Here is an 18,374-nt window from a genome sequence, read left to right as displayed (position 1 = left end):
AAAAAGGGCGCATCACCTGCGCCCTGTCATTAAAATTTTCCATTGTCATTTTTACGTTTTTCAACGGGCGGTATCTCCTCGATCACGTCCCAGTGTTCGATAATCCGGTCATGCTCCACCCGGTATAAATCGTAGAAAGCGGAATGTATCCCGTGCAGGTAGCCTTCACTGAGCACCAGCACGAAATTGCCCTCTCCCAGCACTTTATGGATGGTATGGTACGTCTGTGGCTTCCCCGCTGTTTTCCATTCCTCCAGCACACCGAAAAACTCACTGACGCCATCTCCCATGTGCGGGTTGTGCTGAATGAGCTCATCGTCCTTAAAGTACGACGATAGCCCTTCCCTATTCCCTTCTATCAACACCTCCTGCACAAAACGGCGTACAAGCGCCTTATTGGATACCGTCTTATGATGGTCTTTCGCCTTGGTCTTGCCATCGGTCATCGTTCTCCCGCTCTTATTCCGCTTTTGGGGATTCGGCTGGAGATTGTCCCAGTGCTCTACGCTCCTGCCCTCTTCAAAACGATGAATATCGAAAGCTACCGTAGGCTCAAACAAATAATAATCCACGTGCACAAATCCGATGTCGCCGTCCTGGAATTTGCGGACCACGTTGGTATATACTTTGTCCATCGGCATCAGTTCATGTAGTCCCAGGATGGCCTGCAACCCGGTAGCGACGTGAGGATTATGCTGTTTATAAGCAGTCGGATGAATTAAACCGGTTTCCGCCAATGTCTCGGTTTCGATGCTGTTCTGTATCGCTTCTGCTTTGTCTCTGTGTGATAATTCCATATGCCTGATATTTAATACGGACAAAGGTATGGCGACACACCATCGTGAAAAATAAGGGTGAAAATTTTGTCATAGTGAAAATTTTGCCCCTATATCCGCATTAAGGGATATACCCTACTTTTGTACCTATGTACGAGAAGAAAAATCCGAAGGACCTGAGCTGCGGCATCGGTGTAACGCTTGAGATCATCGGGGGTAAATGGAAGCCCTGCCTGATTAATTCTATTCATAAGGGTATACACCGGCCCAGCGAACTGGCCCGGCAGAACCCGACTGCCAGCAAGCGGGTGCTGAGCCTGCAGTTAAAAGAGCTGGAAGAACACGGCGTTATCAGAAAAGTCATTTACCCGGTGTTGCCGCCGAAGGTGGAGTATTTTTTAACCGGGCTGGGCGAATCGCTGCTGCCGATAGTGGACCTGATGGAGACCTGGGGAGAGGATGTACTGGCGAAGGGGGTGGTGGTTAAAAAAAACCGTTAAAGCTGACTAAGCGCACATATGCCAGCATCAGCTTCAACGGTCGGATTTCATGTAATTAAAACGGATCTCTTTGATTTCTTTACGATATCCTTTTATCCATTTTCACTTCCTTTCAAAATTTCTTAAACGTAAATAGATAAGTGCGTCCTTTTTTAATGAGCTTTACCGTATCAGATTTTGCCGGCTTTATTATAATATCGCCCAATCTGGCGCTGTCATCAAATGACATATAATGGTCATAATCGAATACTTCCGGAGCAAATCCATATTTTACATTACTATTCTCGAGCGTGAAATATATAATACCAGAACTGGGACCTATGTCAATAATCCGTCCATCAATACTTGCATTATTAAAAATATCGAAATTTCTCTCATCGCGCTTATTCCATATTCTGTCAGCAACAAACGCTATTGCGATAAATACAAGAACAATAACAAAATTTTTCGCCTGTATTTTAAACTATTTATAGAGAATAAACGAATTGCTTACTCCTGCACTTGGCCCTCCGTTCATCCATTCAAGTAAAGGTATGCTATATGTTGTTGTGATAATTGGAATTATGCCAGGAGTGTAACTTCCTGTAAACTTTCCAGATGGTGTATTCAGCATCCATACCGCATCCCCGGTCAACAGATCGTTAATAGTCATATAGGCCGTACGGATAACAGTATCTGAAGTATCTTTTAGCGTCAATATTAAAGTACAGTTAGTGGGCATGGGCATATCTGTTCCAGGATCAAAACGAAAGCGCAACTGGTGCTGGTTGGTATAATACTGTGCCAGCTCAAGTGTATAAGCTCCCAAAGTATTCACCCGTGCCGACACACCGCATCAAAAAGCATAATAATTTATTTATGTAATTTTGCCGCGGACCCGGTACAGCTTTCCCGGCATTCATCCAAACAGCACTTTTCATGATTCACCAGATATTTGAACCGCATAAAGATCTTTCGACCCTCGTTGAATGTTACTGGACGCTGGAAAGCCCTAAAGAAAATACCCCTCAGATAAATACGATCGTTCCTGACGGCAGGATGAAAATGATTTTTCATTATGGCGCGCCATACAAGCGTTATACCAACAACGGCAACAGTATGGTGCTGCCCAGGTGTTTTGTCATCGGACAACTGACGCAACCGCTCGATGTAGAACCGCTCGGAGAAACCGGTACTTTCTTCGTTTGTTTTCACCCCTATGGTTTTCTTCCCTTCGCTACCATGCCTATCAAAGAAATGGAAAATACGGCCGTTCCGCTAGACGCACTTTTCGGCGAAGAGGGCGCGGTCCTCGGGCAGGAGATCCTTCACGCACCTACCACAGAGGAGCGGATAAAACTGGCGGAGACTTTTTTATTTAACCGGCTGACCGATACTGAAACCATTGACCATATCGTAAAATCTACTGTTGACACTATTTTGACGGCCAACGGACAACTGTCCGTCGATGCGCTGTCCAGGCAAACCAATATCAACCGCAGGCAGCTCGTACGCAAGTTTTCATCCGCCATCGGCCTGAGTCCTAAACAGCTTTCGAAGACCATCCGGCTGCAGGCTGCGCTCAAAATGTTGCTGAATGAGAAAGTCTCCAGCCTGATCTCGCTGGCCTATGAGGGCGAATATTACGACCAGGCGCACTTCATCAAGGATTTCAAAGAATTCACCGGTCTCACACCGAAAGCGTTTTATGGCGATCACTTAAAGATGTCTTTGATTTTTGACAGGATGGATTGACCTTGTCCCATTTTTACAATTTTATGTTTCCTGCGGATAATAATTTTGTGCTGACATAAAACATATGACAATGGAAAACGTAATCAATTTTTTCGACATTCCTGCAACAGATTTTAGCAGAGCCGTCTCTTTTTACAAAGCTATCTTAGGGTTGGACATCACCGAAACCGAAATGTTCGGCACCAAAATGGGGTTCTTTCCCAGCGACGGGAAAAACGCTTCCGGCGCCATTGTTCAGGGCGCGGACTACAAACCCTCTGCAGACGGCGTCGTAGTATATCTGAATGGTGGTCATGATCTGCAGATAGTATTAGACAGGGTAACGTCCAACAACGGGAAGGTGATTGTGCCGAAAACCCATATCAGTCCGGAGGTAGGGTACATCGGTATGTTCATCGACACAGAGGGCAATAAAATGGCGGTTCACTCCATCAACTAACAGCTATGAAAGTATCCGTTCTGAATTTCCTGAAAGACCTGGCCGCCAACAACAACCGGGAGTGGTTTAACGAGCATAAACATCTTTACAACAGCGCCCGGGAAGAGATGGTTTCCTTTGTGGAAGCGCTGATAAAAGAGATGGCAGCATTTGATAAGGAAACAGGGAGCATCGACGCCAGGAAATCACTTTTTCGGATATACCGCGATACCCGTTTCTCTCAAAACAAGGAGCCTTACAAAGTCAATTTCGGGGCAAACCTTGGTCGTGGGAATGCAGGATACTATCTGCACATTCAGCCGGGGAAGTCTTTCCTGGCGGGTGGCATCTATATGCTGGAAAACGACAAGCTGAAAGAACTCCGGAAAGAAATCTCCTATAATGCCGAAGCGTTTCAAAAAATCCTGGGGGCGACTGGCTTCCGCCGTTATTTCGAAGGCCTGAGCGAAGAGGATAAACTAAAGCGCGTTCCTTTGGGCTTTGAAAAAGACGATCCGATGGCGGAATACCTCAAGCTGAAACATTTTGTGGCTGTCCGTCCGGTGGCCGACAAAGAGTTGCTGGCAAAAGACGCCCCGCAACAGTTGGCCGCTGTGTATAAAACCCTGAAACCGCTGAAAGATTTTCTGAATGCGCCTTTTTTGTAATGAAAAAGGCGCTGTAATTCCGGTATGCTCTTTCGCACCAGTTATTGATACCTGTAGCATGAAAGTATCGGCGACGTTATGGAATTAAACACTTCCTGCATCTTACACAGAAAAATCGCCATGTTCAGATTAACCCTGCTTTTAAGTCTGTTGCTTTCAGGTATCAAAACCTACAGCCAGCCAGCCTCTATCCACGTACTGGTAGCCCTCTGTGACAACAAGTACCAGGGCATTGTAAAAGTGCCGCCGAAGATCGGGAACGGACAGGACCCCGCCAACAACCTGTACTGGGGCTGCGGATATGGCGTTAAAACCTTTCTGAAAAAACAACCCGACTGGCAGTTGATCAAACAGGTACCACATCCCGGCGGCAACATATACGAACGCATCATTCTAAAACACCGGAAAACCAACACCTACCTGATTGCCGACGCCTATGACGGCGCTAAAATGAAAGAAACGATTACGGATTTCCTGCATTATGCAGCCGGGCAGAAAAAAGTACAGCTCAGCGTGGATACCGCCACCATCCGTGCCGGTGGCAATGCAGGGCTGATCGTGTTTGTAGGCCATAACGGACTAATGGATTTTAGCCTTCCTGCCACACCCGTCAAAAGTGACAACCAGCAGCGGGACGTCGCTATTTTCGCCTGCGCCAGCAAACCCTACTTTGCTGAAAGTGTCCGTAAAACCGGGGCACAACCGCTTATCTGGACTACCCACCTGATGTCGCCCGAAGCATATACCCTCGTACCGGTCATCAACGGATGGTTGCAACGGGAAAAGCCTGCCGTCATCCACGAACGGGTGGCACAGGCCTATCATCAGTACCAGCATTGCGGCATAAAAGGCGCCAGAAGACTGTTTGCAACAGGATGGTGAAATGAGCCCGGCCCATAATAGCGTTTGCAACATGCGGGACTTTCCCTTATTTTAGCAGTAATCACACCCATATCTCCTACTCATGACAGCTGAAAAACTACTGGAAACGCTACAACAGCATATTATACAAAAAAGCTGCTTCACCACCGAAGTGAGAGACGTTTTAATGGCCTATAAAGAGGCCGGCGGGCAACAGGAAATAGCGCAACAAATTTTAGCGCAGCTGAAACAAGACCACCAGGACAACGACAGTGTACAGGACTGCATCGATGACATCCTTGACATGGTTACAGGATGGTGCACTCCCGATATGAAGGTTTGGTAAACAAACTACTAACTAAATGTAATCGCTATGAAAAGAACCCTTTTGTTTGGTACAGCCCTTGAGGTAATGGTGTGCCTTACCTTGCTGACATCCTGTCAAAAACAGCCGCAGCGGCCCATCGCGGCAACTCCGCAAACAAATGACGGGTCAACGTTAAAATTCCTGGCTACCGGCGACACCTTGCTAAACGTTACGTATGAATCCGGCACACTTAATTCAGGTATCACAGGTCTCGGCACGACTGCCGCCACCGCGCCCGATGCCGCTTACATGATCTCGCCTGGCAGCACGGGTAACTACGGCATAGCACATAAGGTTATACTGGATGATACCGCCTATGCTTCAGCCGGTCAGCCCAGAAGTGAAAGTGATGCCCTGAGCATTGCCAATGCACGGTACCAGCCAGGCGATGCCAGACGATACGAATTCAGTGTGCTGTTAAAAGACTGGACCACCTGGAACACTACTATGCCGGCGGATGCCGAGATCCTTTTCCAGGCGAAGCCTACCAGCAGCGGACCGTCCTTTTTCATTGCCGCCAAAAGGAACGCGATCGTCTTCAGACACGGCACATCAGCCCAGGACAACCTGGTGGCCGATTACACAAGCTATATTAACCAATGGATAGATTTCCGGGTAGATGTATTATGGTCCAATAATGGTACAGGTACCTATAGCGTATATACCTGCCTGCCAGGCGGTAGCTATACATTGAAAGCCCAATATTCCAATGAGTCCACCTATAGCTCGGGCAGCGCCTATGGTTATATCAAATGGGGATTGTATCGCGCAGACCAATCTACGGCCAACGGGTCTGTTGCCACACGTATAGCCTACCATGATAACATCAGGATTATTGCGTTATAAAAAAATGCGTTATGATAAAATAAAGCGTCGTGCGCTTTTAAGGTATTACCTCCCTGTCAATGCCCGGCTGCTGCCGGAGCAAAGGTCGCTTTTCGTTGCCAGAAGAATAAAATGGTAAACAAAACGATCAGTATCGACGGAAAAGCGATCATATTCACCAGTGTGGCCTGTCCGGCCGCCAGCTCCAGCGCTCCACCGGTAAGTCCGGCTGCAGCTTTCTCCGTCCTTGCTGAATCGATCCAGCTACCAATGAATGGCTGAAAGATGGCCGTAGAGAACATCCCTATCCCGCCAATAATGGACATGCCCAGGGCGCCGCTTTCAGGCACCCGCTGCGCCACGGTGCCTACCATCACCGGCCAGAAGTAACATACTCCCAGGGCAAATATCACCGTAGCTACATAAGCGAGCGGCCCGGTTACCGTACTGAACATATAAATACCAATGGTAGCTAAAATAGCGGATGTTAAAAGCACCCCCGTTTGCCCCAACAGGCGCACTACCGGGCCTGCAAAAAATCTGCCTACCGCCATCAATCCGGTGGTGAGCGCGAGGATCAGCATAGGACTGGCGCCGCTGTTACTCATAATAACACTTACCCATTGGTTGGGGCCAAACTCGGTAATGGCTGTAAAGGCCATACAAATAAACAGGAATATATAGAGCGGGCTTAACATCGCAGCAAAATGCCGGGAAAGAGAACTTGTAGCCGCTTCTTCACTTACCACGAAAGTTTTCCCGTAAAACATCACAGCATAAAGGATAGTAGGGACCATAGTCACCCACATCTGCGCCTGCCATCCCAAATGGAGATCAGTCATCAATTTCGAAATCAGCGAGCCTATTACAATTCCGCCGGGAAACCACATGTGAAACCTGTTCAACATCTTATTCATATCGCGACCAGCAAAAGCATCTGCGATCAAAGGGTTACAGGCTGCTTCTGTGCAGCCGTTGCCAAAGCCGATAAAAAGCGTGGACGCCAGGAGACTTACATAGCCTCCGGAAAATATGGTCATCAAAATACCAATAGTATGGGTCACGAAAGCTACCTGCATAATTCTCTTCGGGCCGAAAGAATGATATACCAAACCGCCAATGATCATGGAGACAGGAAACCCCAGAAAAAACATCAGATTAATAAACCCCAATTGTTCCCCGGTAAGATTAAACTGCGCAGCAAGTTGCGGCAAAATGCCCGCCCGGATGGAGAATGTAAAAGCGGTAGTGATCAGCGCAAAACAACTACCGGCAAACAGCGCACTTTTGTTGATTTTACCATTAGTCATAGAAGTTGACTTTATTTAACGTGGATTAAAATAGCTGTACATCAGTAAGAAACAGCCTCCTTTAAATATACAAAAAGACAGCTTCAGATAACAACACATAGTTTGCTTATTTCTGATACAATATTAACCCATGCCGCCAACAGGACCACGGCTTTTACATAAGGAAAGAATTACAGGATTATTTGATACCATCGCTTTCCTGTAATTTTTGCAGCGCCCGCGCTTCATGCGCCAGCAAACCTGAAAGTTGCTCATCGGGCAAAGTAGACGGCGCCGGGATAAAAACCACCCGCGGGTAACCAATAATGCTGTGATACAAAAACCTGGCCCTTGGAAGATGAAAGTCGGAAGTGATCACCACCAATATGTCAGGCTGCCCTTCCAGTACCTGGTCCCTCGTCATCCGGAAGTCTTCGATGGTATTGGATGATGGCGGACAACCCAAAAATGCCTCCGTCGGAACGTTCCTGTCGGTAAGGTACCTTTTAGCATAGTCATAATGCGGTTGGTCGGTCGTATTAAAATGCTGTCCAAAGCCCCCGGTACAAATGATTTTAAAATCATTGTTAGCACTGTAAAAATGATAGGCGCAAGTCAACCTGTCCTTCGCGATCTGCGATAAATTACCCATATGATCATTGGGCGCTCCTAATACAATCAATAACTTATTCATAAAAATTGTTCCTGCTATGCTAACTTTAAGAGTATGATCCGTTAAAAGGGTACTCAATTTTTCAACATACTACTTACTCAGCAATCGCCTGTTAACCACCTGCATCAGCAATTCGCGCTGGCTGCGGCTCACCGGCAGCGTATGCCCCCCGGCCTGTACCATATTGCTGTCCAGCTTATTCACCTGGTGGAGGTTAACGATATAGGATTTGTGTATCCGGAGGAAACTATCTGCCGGCAGCTGTTGCTCTACGTTTTTAAACGTCAGGTAAGCTATAATCTTTGTATGGATGGTCTGGATAAGCACATAATTTTGCATGCTTTCCACGAAAAGGATGTCGGCCAGCATCACCTTTTCGTATACCTGTTTATGTTTTACGAAGATGTAATCTTTTACGGGGGGATTGGCAACAGCTGCCGGCTGCTGACGCAGACCAAAATAATCCTGCGCTTTGAGCACCGATTGGGTAAATCGCTGCAGGGAGAGCGGTTTTAGCAGATAGTCCAGTACATTGAGCCGGAAGCCATCCAGCGCGTAGTCCGGGTAGGCGGTCACCAGCACCGTCATCGGGGGGTCTGACAATGTTTCCAGCAAATGGAGCCCGCTCACCTTAGGCATATTAATATCGAGAAACATCAGGTCCACGGGCGTTGCCTCCAGCGTTTTCCGGGCCGACGCCACATTATTGCAGGTAGCGACCAGCGACAGGCAATCAAACGTACCGATATAATTTTTTAATCCTTCCCTGGCCAGTGCTTCATCATCCACGATGATACATTTAATTTCCATACGGCTGTTTTTATCTGAGAACATCGGTTTTTATTTCGAGATAAGCAACAAACTGGTCTGCCGTCTCTTCTATTGACAGAAAGTGCTGGTCCGGGTATAAAAGGGCCAGTCTTTTCCGCACGTTAGCCAACCCGATCCCCCTGGGACGGGTCTCCTCTGTAGTATCTACCGGCTCTTTACTGTTTTTAACAATAAAAAACAGGGTCTCCTCTTCCAGGAAAAGGTCTATTCCTATAAAATTATCCTGGTCCGCAAACTGGGAAACATGTTTAAAAGCATTTTCTACAAAGGGCGCCAGGATCAAGGGTGAGATATAATAAGGCGGCAGCTGTGTTTCCCAGTTGCAGGTTACTTTCAGTTCGTTGCACCGCCGCTTATTTTCCACATTCACATAGTTCTGCAGGTAAGCCACTTCCTGTTGCAATGGTATAGCAGGCTTGGAAGCGTCGTGGAGCTGATATCTCAACATATCGGAGAATTCCAGCACCATGTCTGCGGCCTGGCCGGCATCCCTTTCTATCAGTACATGGATGCTGTTCATCATATTAAACATAAAATGAGGATTCAGCTGGTCCCGCAACAGCCTCATTTCCGCTTCCAGGTGAGTGGTATGAAGCCGTTCGTGATCGATCAGGGTCCTGACATACTCCTGGTAAAAGCGGATACCGCAAATGGTACCGCTGGTAAAAAGCATCGCGATGAAGTGGCCGGGGAACACGGTTTGCAGGCCACAGGTTTGAGGAGCCGCCATTACCTTGCCGGCACTGTTACATAACATCGGTAAACTTAAAGACACCGTGATCAGGCTGGCGACAAAACAGATCACCACCGCCAGCAAGGCAAACAGGAGCATTTTCCGGCGCTTCATGAAGACCGGGAGCAGCCAGTAACAGAACAGAAACGCACAGAGCGCCCCGGGAATGGACTCCACCACCGCCAGCCAGAAGGCTTCCAGATAAGGCAGCCCCTGCATGTGCACCTGCATAAAGGTAAGTACCACATCCATTACCCAGATGGTGAGAATGACGGGCCAGGATTTCATCAAAAAGAACGGCTTGGGCATCGGTCAATTTTACTGCAAAAAAGCAAAAATAAACCAAACCAAGCGCGGTTTTAAAGACACATAACGCGCTTTTAATGCAGATCATACAGGATTTCTGCACATTAGTCAGCAATTCCGGTAGGATGATCAAAATTCATATAGCCGGGTAGGTATTCTCATTTTCTTTGCACCAGTAAACCGGAAACCAGTAGCCAACAGCGGGAGGACAGCGCCTTCTGTTGCATACTATGCCCGACATCCTTGTCATATAACAAACCATTTGTCTAAGTAAAAACCTAAACTGTAATTTTATGACACATCGCAAAACCACGCGAAACATTCATCATTCCGCACTGTCTGTAGCCTTGCTGGGCATCACGCTGTTGGCCGGATCTGCCTGTAACAAGACTTATCTTCCCGACGTTGGTCATGGCACAGATGAAAACAACCCTATTGCCACTCCAGCCGCCGCTCCAGCCCCTGGTCTGCTGACCCGCATCAATTTGGGAGGTACTGATGGCCTTATTCAGCTGATCAGCTACAACAAGCGGTTGCAACCTGCCGTTATTACCCAGTATGCCGGTAGTATGCTGATAGAAAAAGACTCTGTCATCTATGACGCCAACGGCAAACTGCAAAAAGTATTGAATTACTCCCCCAACTTCCTGTCAACCGGAAAGTTTATCCTGTCCGGCAGCACAAAATTTGAATGGGACGCTAAAGGCAATATCTCCCGAAAAACCAGATACGACCAGGAAACCGGCAAGCCGGAAGAAGATGAGCGATACACCTATGACGCCAGCGGAAATCTGATCGCCGTTAACAGCGTAACAGGCGGAGGCATCAACCTGAAGTTGGTCACCACCTATGCCTATGAGCAAAAAAACATCAGAAAGGAATCAGTAACCGACGGTTCCAAAGTAATCTCCCAACTGCTGGTAGCCGGCTTCGACCAGCATCCTACCTATATCACCCATCCCCTGCTGCGCTACCTGCTGGAAGGCGCCGGGAATGAACTATTCAGCGATCAGAATCCGCTGGAAACAAAAAAAATCCAGTACGTCAACATCAACAGCAAACAGGATTCTATCGTCACCGTACAAAAGAATACCTACGCTTATAACAGTGCCAGCCGGCCGGTAAAAGTAACATTTACCAGCACGATTTATAATATCGGCAACCAAAAGCCTACCGTCAGCAAAGGCAGTACCGGCTATGAATACAGCAAATAAAGGTTCCTTAATCAATTAGGAATAAAACCAGGAAGCCGCTTACGTCCCGTGATGTAAGCGGCTTTTATTTTCACTCGGCTGCCAGCTCAGCAACCCTCACAACCGGATAACGTTTCAATATACTGAAAACACATGCTGATGCAACGGCTGCAGGTTTCATAGGTCAACGAACCCATGCCGCCTTTTACATTACCGGGCAGCTTGATCTCTGCAATGATCAATTTCCTTAAAGCCAACTTCACAATACACCCCTACCGTAAATGAAAAGGGCAATGCTGATGGATTGCCCTCATAAAATCAGCCGGAAATAACCCTACAACCGTAGTCTGTATCCCTGATGGTGAAAAAAGTAATCCCCTGAGTAAGGGTTTTCGAATAACAGTGTGTAGTAGTAAATAGAGCTATCACCAAACATTGTAAACAAATCTATGACGCACGATCATGCTGTCGATCGTTTAGTTGAGCTATGCTTTAAGAATTATTATAAGGATTTGCATAGGTATGCTTATACATTTCTCAAGAGCAACGAAGCCGCCGGCGATGCGGTACAATCTGTATTCCTGAAGATCTGGGAGAAAAGAACCCTGCTTGTAGCCGAACAGGGTGTACGAGCATACCTGTATACCGCCATCCAGCACCACTGCCTCAATATTATGCGTCGACAGAAAATAATGGAAAAATACCAGTCACAGATCCAATATTCAAATGAATCCGGGAATAAGTTGATCTCCAAAGAAAATTATGACCGGATCCTCCATACAATCGATCAGCTCCCGGAGCAATGCAAGATAGTATTCCTTAAAAGCAGGTTTGAAAAGAAGTCCTACCAGGAAATTTCGAAAGAACTTAATATTTCGGTAAAAACGGTGGAAGTACACATGGGCAAAGCCTTACGTATTCTTCGGAGTAAGCTGTCCGGCATTCTCTTTCTGTATATGCTTCTCATCAATTTCACCCTCAACAGCAATTAACATTCATGATCATGGCACTGTCAGACGAAGAGATCAATGAACTCATCACCAGCTTTTTATCCGGCGAAGCTTCCCCAGGTGAAGCGATCATACTGGAAAACTGGAAACGGGCGCGGCCTGAAAACCAGGAACTGTTTGAAAAAATCAGCCTCATCTGGCAGAAAATAGACGGTGAAATTTATGCTCCCCTCCCTGCATCCGCGGCCTGGGAAAAAATAAAAACAGTACGAAAACTGCAAAAGCAGCGCCGGCAAAACCTCCGATTACTTATCCGTATAGCCGCGATGGTGGTGATCGTTATCACATGCACACATTTTATCATGCGTTATTCCGTACAACCGCCAAAAGAGCAGCCACAGCTTTGTTTGTATAGTATCGACGCTCTACATAAAGACACGCTCCCGGACAAGTCGGTAGTTGAGATGGATGCAGGCGCCAGCTTACAATATTACGAGACGGCCAACCGCCGCCGGGTGGTCGTAAAAGGCCGGTCCTGGTTTCAGGTGAAGCGTATCAGTAAACAACCCTTTGAAGTAGAAGCCGGGTCGCTTACAATTAAGGTACTGGGGACCACCTTTCAGGTGGTCAATGAAAAAAATGACCAGCATGTATCCGTTACCTGCGGCAGCGTACTGGTGACATCTCCGCGGGACAGTGTTGTTCTCAAAGCCGGCCAGTCGGCAATGTATTTAACCACAACAGGGGAACTGCGGCTATACGAAAAGACGGAACTGCCAGTTCCCGCGGCAAATCCCCGGCAGTTCCACTTCGTCAACAGCACACTGGCGGATATTTGCCGGCAACTCGCCGACGTTTACGGCACAAAGATTATCCTGGCAGACAGCACACTGCAGCAATTGACCATGAGCGCGGACTTCCGTAATGAGTCCCTCGACAATATCATGAACGTCGTTTCCGCCACCCTCTCGATTCAATATCATCATTCAAATGATTCCATCATACTAAATGCAAAGCGTACTCACTAGAAAAAGGCAGTGGATACTACTGCTCCTATACTGTTGGGCGTCACTGCAGGCTACCGCCCAAACAGTTCCCCATGTGGCTAAAAACGTAATAATAGATGATACCTGCGTTAGATTCGACGACCTGCTGGAAGACATACAGGAGCAAACCGGCTTCCTGTTTTCCATAGATACCAGGCGCTTTCCTCCCGGAGCTACCATCCGGCTTCAGCGGGGACGATACAAGGTGCAAAAACTGCTGCAGTTGCTACATCACAAGGCCGGCATGGACTTCCAGACCGTAGGCAACCATATTGTCGTCACCGATAATCCAAAGACCTCCAGACGGCCGTCACCTCGCAGTATCCGGCAACAGCCGCCTGTCATCATCCCGCTGGAAAAAATACAGACCGCCGTCCTGCCCGCGATGTCATCTCCGGAGTTGAGCCTCCCTCGTATCCCGGCCCATTATCCTGTACCGCAAAAACAACATCTTCCGGATACAATCCTCATCCGCGCAGATACTGCCATCACCGGCCGCGGCAATCATGGCTCCCCACCGGCTCCTGCCGCGACAAACAAACGTAACATCCCGCTGCCACCAATGGGCGGCCTGTACTTTGGCGCGGGATGGAATATCGATGACTTTTCTTTCATCAACCTTTTTGCCGCCGCCGGCTATAAGCGTTTACACCTGACAGCTGCTGTCGCCCTGAAACAGGAGGTTGCGATGGTACGCCTCGGGGCTGGCACACAAGTACCACTAAGTGACAATACCGATCTATCCGCCAGCATCCTCCTCTCCCGCTTATCCCGAAGTTTTACAACGCCGGACACCATCAAAAACACGAAGGTCGCGGTAACAGGAAACTGGATACAAACCAACGCAACTATCGTCAGGCGCCTGACCAGCCGCCTCAGCATACAGGCCGGCATTACCTTCAACATGCTGTTCAGACGGTATTATGAAAACGATAAAATGACGGCACCCATGCTGGAAAAAGAAGCATTCATTCATACCTACGGCCTGGTAGCTCCGCTATTAAACCTGCATGACAGTTACCATCCGCAGCGAGCCACCAGCACCGCTATATGGATAGGCATTCAGGCAGGCATCATCTACCGCATCGACTTCAAACGAAAAAAAACACGCCTGAATTGTCCAATGCATCATTTATAATTTCCCGGTAAGGGTTTTGATTTATCAGTGTGTATAAAATTAAAAAGGAATTAATCACCGAAAACTTCAACACATGATAAATCTTATTCGTACGGCGGAAAGAACGAGTGATGCAACATCCATCAACAACTACATTTTTTACCGTCATCTATTTGCCTACAACAGTATACCCTCCTGCTACCTCACTGGAAAAGATGTACTGGAACTGGGCTGCGGAGCGGGCTACGGCATGAAAATACTTTCGGAAACGACAAATACCTACGTAGCCGTTGACAAAAAGAAGCCTGCAGTAAATTTAGAAACATCAAATATACAGTACCACCAGTGCCGTCTGCCCGATTTGCAAACTATTCCCGACGAGCGTTTTGACACAATTATATGCTTCCAGGTGATAGAACATATTGAAGAAGATGACCTGCTGCTGGCAGAGATAAAAAGAATACTGCGACCCAACGGATCAGCTTTTATCACAACGCCCAACAGGTCGACCACATTAGTCAGAAACCCGTTTCATATCCGGGAATATACACCGGGTGAATTTTCCCGAATCTTATTAAGACACTTTACACATGTTGAGGTAATGGGCGTATATGGCAACGAAAAGGTAACTGCCTACTACGAAGCCAATAAAAAATCTGTAGCAAAAATACTAAGCCTCGACCGATGGAACCTGGTTAACCGGGCACCCGCATGGCTGCTGCGGATACCCTATTCCATTATGAATAATATCAATCGTATTATGTTGTTCCTTGCCGTTCCGGGGGATAGCAACAATATCACAGACGCCGACTTTTTCGTTGCCAGGCCTGGCGACGATTGCCTGGACCTGTACACAATTGTTCGAAAAAACTGAGCGATCAAAAATGTTTGCAACAACGGTTAAAGAATCACCATATCCACCCTCCTATCAGACTATGGTGTGACAGACAGTTCGAAAAAAACACATTTAAAACGCCTACTGGTCTCCACCAGCGGGGCAATTTTATAACACCCGGGCTGTACATTGTGAAGCTAATTTTGTATTTTTAGAAAAACTTCAGCACTACATCACGCAAAAATCCATCACCTTTAAGATACTCATCCTTATGAAAAACTGCTTATGTACGTTGTTTTTCCTGGTTACTTTCTATGCAAATCATGCGCTGTCCCAGCCATTGAGTTATTATGATACCCTTACGATCGGTGGCTTAAAACAGGTCATTTCCGTCAATGGCAATCCCACCGGGCCGGTATTGCTGTTTCTCCATGGCGGCCCCGGCGAATCCCGCATCCCCGGGATGGAACAGGTTACGGGGTTACTGAGAACGCGGTTTTGTGTAGTGATGTGGGACCAGCGTGAAACGGGGTTAACACTGCAACTAAATGCTTCTGCTGTTCCTCCCGCTCTCCCTTTGGTGGCAGAAGACGCTTACAGCCTGGTAACGCACCTGAAGCAGAAGTTTAACAAAAATAAGATCTACGTGCTGGGCGAATCCTGGGGCTGCCTTGTTGGTTTCAGGCTGGCGGCGGACCATCCGGAGTCCGTTGCTGCGTTGATGGTAGTTTGCCCGGTGACAGACCAGCAGCGAAGCGAACGTTATGCACTGGACACTATCAAAACCTGGGCGGCAGCCCATAACAATCAAACGGCATTAGCCGAAATAAGCACCGTCTCCGTGCCTTTTAAGAACGCCGATGATCTTTACTATTCGAGAAAATGGATGAACCAGTTATCCGGAACGCCATTCCCGGCTAAAGACTCCGTACGGATAAAAGAATATCTCCGCGACTGGAGCCAAACGTGGATGAAGCCATGGAATGACGCCACAGCAGTACCTTTGTCCAAATCCATCAGAAAACTGAAGATACCTGTTTACTTTTTTCTCGGCGGTAAAGATCTCCAAACAAATGCTCTATTCTCCAATGCCTACTTTGAGCAGCTGAAGGCTCCTGAAAAGAAAGTGTACTGGTTTAAAAATGAGGGTCATCTGCTGATGTATACTGCCGCAGCGGAAGTTCAGAAGACAATCTTAGAGGACGTCCTGCCCCGCGTAACCCGATTTTGGCGTTAACCACAAATTTTAACTATCGCCGTATGATTTTTTTTATCACAAATTTGTTGAAGAAGAAATCCCGGTAAATGGCGCCGATCGGAATCTCATTGGCGCCGATATATACCGTGTTATTATCCACGGAACCGATATGCTTAACGTTGATGACATAGGATTTGCTGACTCTCACGAACATATCCCTGGGCAACTGATCATAGATCGTTTTGATATTCATCGCTGTAATCACCTTCTGATTTTCCGTGTGCATCACAACATAATCTTTTAAACCCTGGATAAAAAGTATACTATTGAAATAGATCTTAAAAATTCTCCGGTCGGCCTTCACAAAGAAAAAATCGTCGGCTACCTGCTCGATATTGTTATCCGCATAGTCCGCTTTAAGCAATCTGGCGTAGGTTTGCGCTTTTTCAACCGCCTTCTGAAAACGAGCCGGTTTCACGGGTTTTATCAGGTAGTCTATTGCATCTACCTCATAACTGTCGGTAGCAAACTCAGCATAAGCAGTTGTAAAAATCACCAGGGTTTCCTTCTGAATGGTCCGGGCAAACTCAATACCGTTAATTCCCGGCATTTGTATGTCAAGAAAGATTAAATCAACTATGTTGCCTTCAATAAAGCTGGCAGCGGTTTCCGGACTATTGAACGAACCTGTTAAATTTAAACCGTCCGTTTGGTCAACCAGCATCGCTATGGCCTCTCTTGCCAGTGGTTCATCATCGATAATAATACAGTTCATACTTTAGACGCTTTACGTGTAACACCAGGTACGCCCGACATCATAACCTGATGGTTAAAGTTACGCAATACCTTTCTGGATCATCTTCGATATGCAAACTATGTGCTGCCGGAAATAACAACTCCAATCTCCGCCTGACGTTTACCAATCCCAGGCCGCCTGTATTATTCCCGGACCTAAACGCCGGCTTCGAATTGATGCACTTAAACAAAAGCGTATCGTTGCTGACATCGAAGTACAGGTTTACATAGGATGATTTTGTCGCATCATTGTTGTGCTTCACTGCATTTTCCACAAACGAAATGAAAAGCAAAGGAGGAATCAGCACACCACTCAAATTCCCCTCCTTTGAAATCAGGAAATCAAAGCTGTCCCGCCTTACTTTTTCCAGATTTAAAAAGTCTTCCAGGAAATGAATGTCGGAAGTCAGCAACACCTTATCTCTGGCACTGTCATAAAGTTGATAGCGCAACAGGTCGCTCAGCTTCATTAAAACCTGCGAGGCCTTTTCCGGGTCTTTCTTCGTCAGCACATTCGCATTATTTAACATATTAAACAGAAAATGCGGGTTGATCTGATTCTTTAACTGTTCCAGTTCCGCATAAGCTTTCGACTGCTCCAGCTCGTGGATCAGCTGTTTGTCCATCATTCCCTTCTGAAACAGCTTTATAGAGGAGGAAGCTGCCAGCAGCAACGCGGTGAGAAAGGAAAAAAGCGGGATATTCAGCCCGTTTTCCTTATTAAAAGGGTTGAAAAAATACCCGCAAAAAGCTACTACAGCCACGATACCGAGAACAGACAAGCAGTAGGCAATATTTTTGTTCCTGAACAAAAGCCTCGGCACAAGTATATACATATTTACATAAAATAATATAATAAAATATACAAATACTGCGACCGGGTTAGCAATCACAGAGGCACTGTTGTACAACACGGCGGCTATAAAGATAATCAGTAACGCATGCCGGAAAACCCGGCGATCAGGTGATATCAGAAAGCGGAAAAGCACATTTTCGCTCATAAGCTGCTGACGGGGAAAATCATTCATTTATCAATAGTATAAAACAAACTTAACACCTAAAGCCTTTTTCCTCGCTGCTTTTATACGAAAATGTATGCTTCTTATACGAAAGCAGGAAGCACCGTAGAAACGCATCAGCCGGACGATATATTTCCCATACCCGGTGGCGCTTTGCTATAAAAGATACCACCTTTGGTATAATTAAAAAATGACGGTTATCTAAAGGAATAGTTTTGTATCCAATTTACAACTGTTAAA

Annotated in this window: 20 protein-coding genes; 13 read left to right on the top strand and 7 right to left on the bottom strand. The window is 46.8% G+C overall.

Annotated elements, in window-relative coordinates; translation table 11 throughout:
- Positions 1-29: 29 nt before the first annotated feature.
- Positions 30-797, bottom strand: a complete 768-nt coding sequence (locus B5D63_RS23955) for a nuclear transport factor 2 family protein (RefSeq protein WP_078671408.1) — start codon at positions 795-797, stop codon at positions 30-32.
- A 128-nt stretch (positions 798-925) separates the two neighbouring features.
- On the opposite strand from B5D63_RS23955, the gene B5D63_RS23950 reads away from it, so the two are divergent.
- The 7 genes from B5D63_RS23950 (at position 926) to B5D63_RS23915 (ending at position 6,170) form a co-directional block, all read left to right on the top strand.
- On the top strand, positions 926-1,276 hold the full coding sequence (locus B5D63_RS23950; protein WP_078671407.1) for a winged helix-turn-helix transcriptional regulator: 351 nt from the start codon (positions 926-928) through the stop codon (positions 1,274-1,276).
- 918 nt (positions 1,277-2,194) lie between these two features.
- Positions 2,195-3,010, top strand: a complete 816-nt coding sequence (locus tag B5D63_RS23940) for a helix-turn-helix domain-containing protein (protein ID WP_078671405.1) — start codon at positions 2,195-2,197, stop codon at positions 3,008-3,010.
- 70 nt (positions 3,011-3,080) lie between these two features.
- On the top strand, positions 3,081-3,449 hold the full coding sequence (locus tag B5D63_RS23935; protein ID WP_078671404.1) for a VOC family protein: 369 nt from the start codon (positions 3,081-3,083) through the stop codon (positions 3,447-3,449).
- Positions 3,450-3,454: 5 nt separating this feature from the next.
- Positions 3,455-4,096, top strand: a complete 642-nt coding sequence (locus B5D63_RS23930) for a DUF2461 domain-containing protein (RefSeq protein WP_078671403.1) — start codon at positions 3,455-3,457, stop codon at positions 4,094-4,096.
- A 120-nt stretch (positions 4,097-4,216) separates the two neighbouring features.
- Entirely contained in the window at positions 4,217-4,978 is a 762-nt protein-coding gene (locus B5D63_RS23925; protein WP_143313066.1) for a hypothetical protein, read from the top strand.
- Between the two features lie 82 nt (positions 4,979-5,060).
- Positions 5,061-5,303, top strand: coding sequence for a hypothetical protein (locus tag B5D63_RS23920; RefSeq protein ID WP_078671401.1), 243 nt, complete (start codon positions 5,061-5,063; stop codon positions 5,301-5,303).
- Positions 5,304-5,330: 27 nt separating this feature from the next.
- The gene (locus B5D63_RS23915; RefSeq protein ID WP_078671400.1) at positions 5,331-6,170 is read left to right on the top strand and encodes a heparin lyase I family protein; all 840 of its coding nucleotides are present in this window, start codon (positions 5,331-5,333) and stop codon (positions 6,168-6,170) included.
- A 56-nt stretch (positions 6,171-6,226) separates the two neighbouring features.
- On the opposite strand, the gene B5D63_RS23910 is transcribed toward B5D63_RS23915, so the two are convergent.
- The 4 genes from B5D63_RS23910 to B5D63_RS23895 form a co-directional block, all read right to left on the bottom strand.
- Entirely contained in the window at positions 6,227-7,459 is a 1,233-nt protein-coding gene (locus B5D63_RS23910) for an MFS transporter (RefSeq protein ID WP_078671399.1), read from the bottom strand.
- A 178-nt stretch (positions 7,460-7,637) separates the two neighbouring features.
- Positions 7,638-8,132 (bottom strand): YdcF family protein, encoded by a 495-nt coding sequence (locus B5D63_RS23905; RefSeq protein WP_078671398.1) that lies wholly within the window; start codon positions 8,130-8,132, stop codon positions 7,638-7,640.
- Between the two features lie 69 nt (positions 8,133-8,201).
- Positions 8,202-8,921 (bottom strand): LytR/AlgR family response regulator transcription factor, encoded by a 720-nt coding sequence (locus B5D63_RS23900; RefSeq protein ID WP_159456136.1) that lies wholly within the window; start codon positions 8,919-8,921, stop codon positions 8,202-8,204.
- 10 nt (positions 8,922-8,931) lie between these two features.
- Complete coding sequence (locus tag B5D63_RS23895) at positions 8,932-9,984, bottom strand: sensor histidine kinase (protein ID WP_078671396.1); 1,053 nt, start codon at positions 9,982-9,984, stop codon at positions 8,932-8,934.
- Between the two features lie 290 nt (positions 9,985-10,274).
- On the opposite strand from B5D63_RS23895, the gene B5D63_RS23890 reads away from it, so the two are divergent.
- From B5D63_RS23890 to B5D63_RS23865, 6 genes are all read left to right on the top strand, one after another.
- Positions 10,275-11,195, top strand: coding sequence for a hypothetical protein (locus tag B5D63_RS23890; RefSeq protein WP_078671395.1), 921 nt, complete (start codon positions 10,275-10,277; stop codon positions 11,193-11,195).
- A gap of 428 nt (positions 11,196-11,623) precedes the next feature.
- Complete coding sequence (locus tag B5D63_RS23885; RefSeq protein ID WP_078671394.1) at positions 11,624-12,166, top strand: RNA polymerase sigma-70 factor; 543 nt, start codon at positions 11,624-11,626, stop codon at positions 12,164-12,166.
- A gap of 11 nt (positions 12,167-12,177) precedes the next feature.
- Positions 12,178-13,152 carry a FecR family protein gene (locus B5D63_RS23880; RefSeq protein ID WP_159456134.1) on the top strand — a complete coding sequence of 325 codons (975 nt, stop codon included), beginning with the start codon at positions 12,178-12,180 and terminating at the stop codon, positions 13,150-13,152.
- Between the two features lie 73 nt (positions 13,153-13,225).
- On the top strand, positions 13,226-14,308 hold the full coding sequence (locus B5D63_RS23875; RefSeq protein ID WP_078671392.1) for a hypothetical protein: 1,083 nt from the start codon (positions 13,226-13,228) through the stop codon (positions 14,306-14,308).
- 73 nt (positions 14,309-14,381) lie between these two features.
- The gene (locus B5D63_RS23870) at positions 14,382-15,161 is read left to right on the top strand and encodes a class I SAM-dependent methyltransferase (RefSeq protein ID WP_078671391.1); all 780 of its coding nucleotides are present in this window, start codon (positions 14,382-14,384) and stop codon (positions 15,159-15,161) included.
- Positions 15,162-15,393: 232 nt separating this feature from the next.
- Positions 15,394-16,359 (top strand): alpha/beta fold hydrolase, encoded by a 966-nt coding sequence (locus B5D63_RS23865; RefSeq protein ID WP_078671390.1) that lies wholly within the window; start codon positions 15,394-15,396, stop codon positions 16,357-16,359.
- A 13-nt stretch (positions 16,360-16,372) separates the two neighbouring features.
- On the opposite strand, the gene B5D63_RS23860 is transcribed toward B5D63_RS23865, so the two are convergent.
- Both B5D63_RS23860 and B5D63_RS23855 read right to left on the bottom strand, forming a co-directional pair.
- Complete coding sequence (locus B5D63_RS23860; protein WP_078671389.1) at positions 16,373-17,095, bottom strand: LytR/AlgR family response regulator transcription factor; 723 nt, start codon at positions 17,093-17,095, stop codon at positions 16,373-16,375.
- A 40-nt stretch (positions 17,096-17,135) separates the two neighbouring features.
- Entirely contained in the window at positions 17,136-17,951 is an 816-nt protein-coding gene (locus B5D63_RS23855; RefSeq protein WP_235021618.1) for a sensor histidine kinase, read from the bottom strand.
- Between the last annotated feature and the right edge of the window lie 423 nt (positions 17,952-18,374).

Source organism: Chitinophaga eiseniae (assembly GCF_900167135.1).
In the GTDB taxonomy this organism is placed as follows: domain Bacteria; phylum Bacteroidota; class Bacteroidia; order Chitinophagales; family Chitinophagaceae; genus Chitinophaga; species Chitinophaga eiseniae.
The sequence above is the reverse complement of the archived record's forward strand: the minus strand, read 5'-3'. Positions and strand labels throughout refer to the sequence as shown.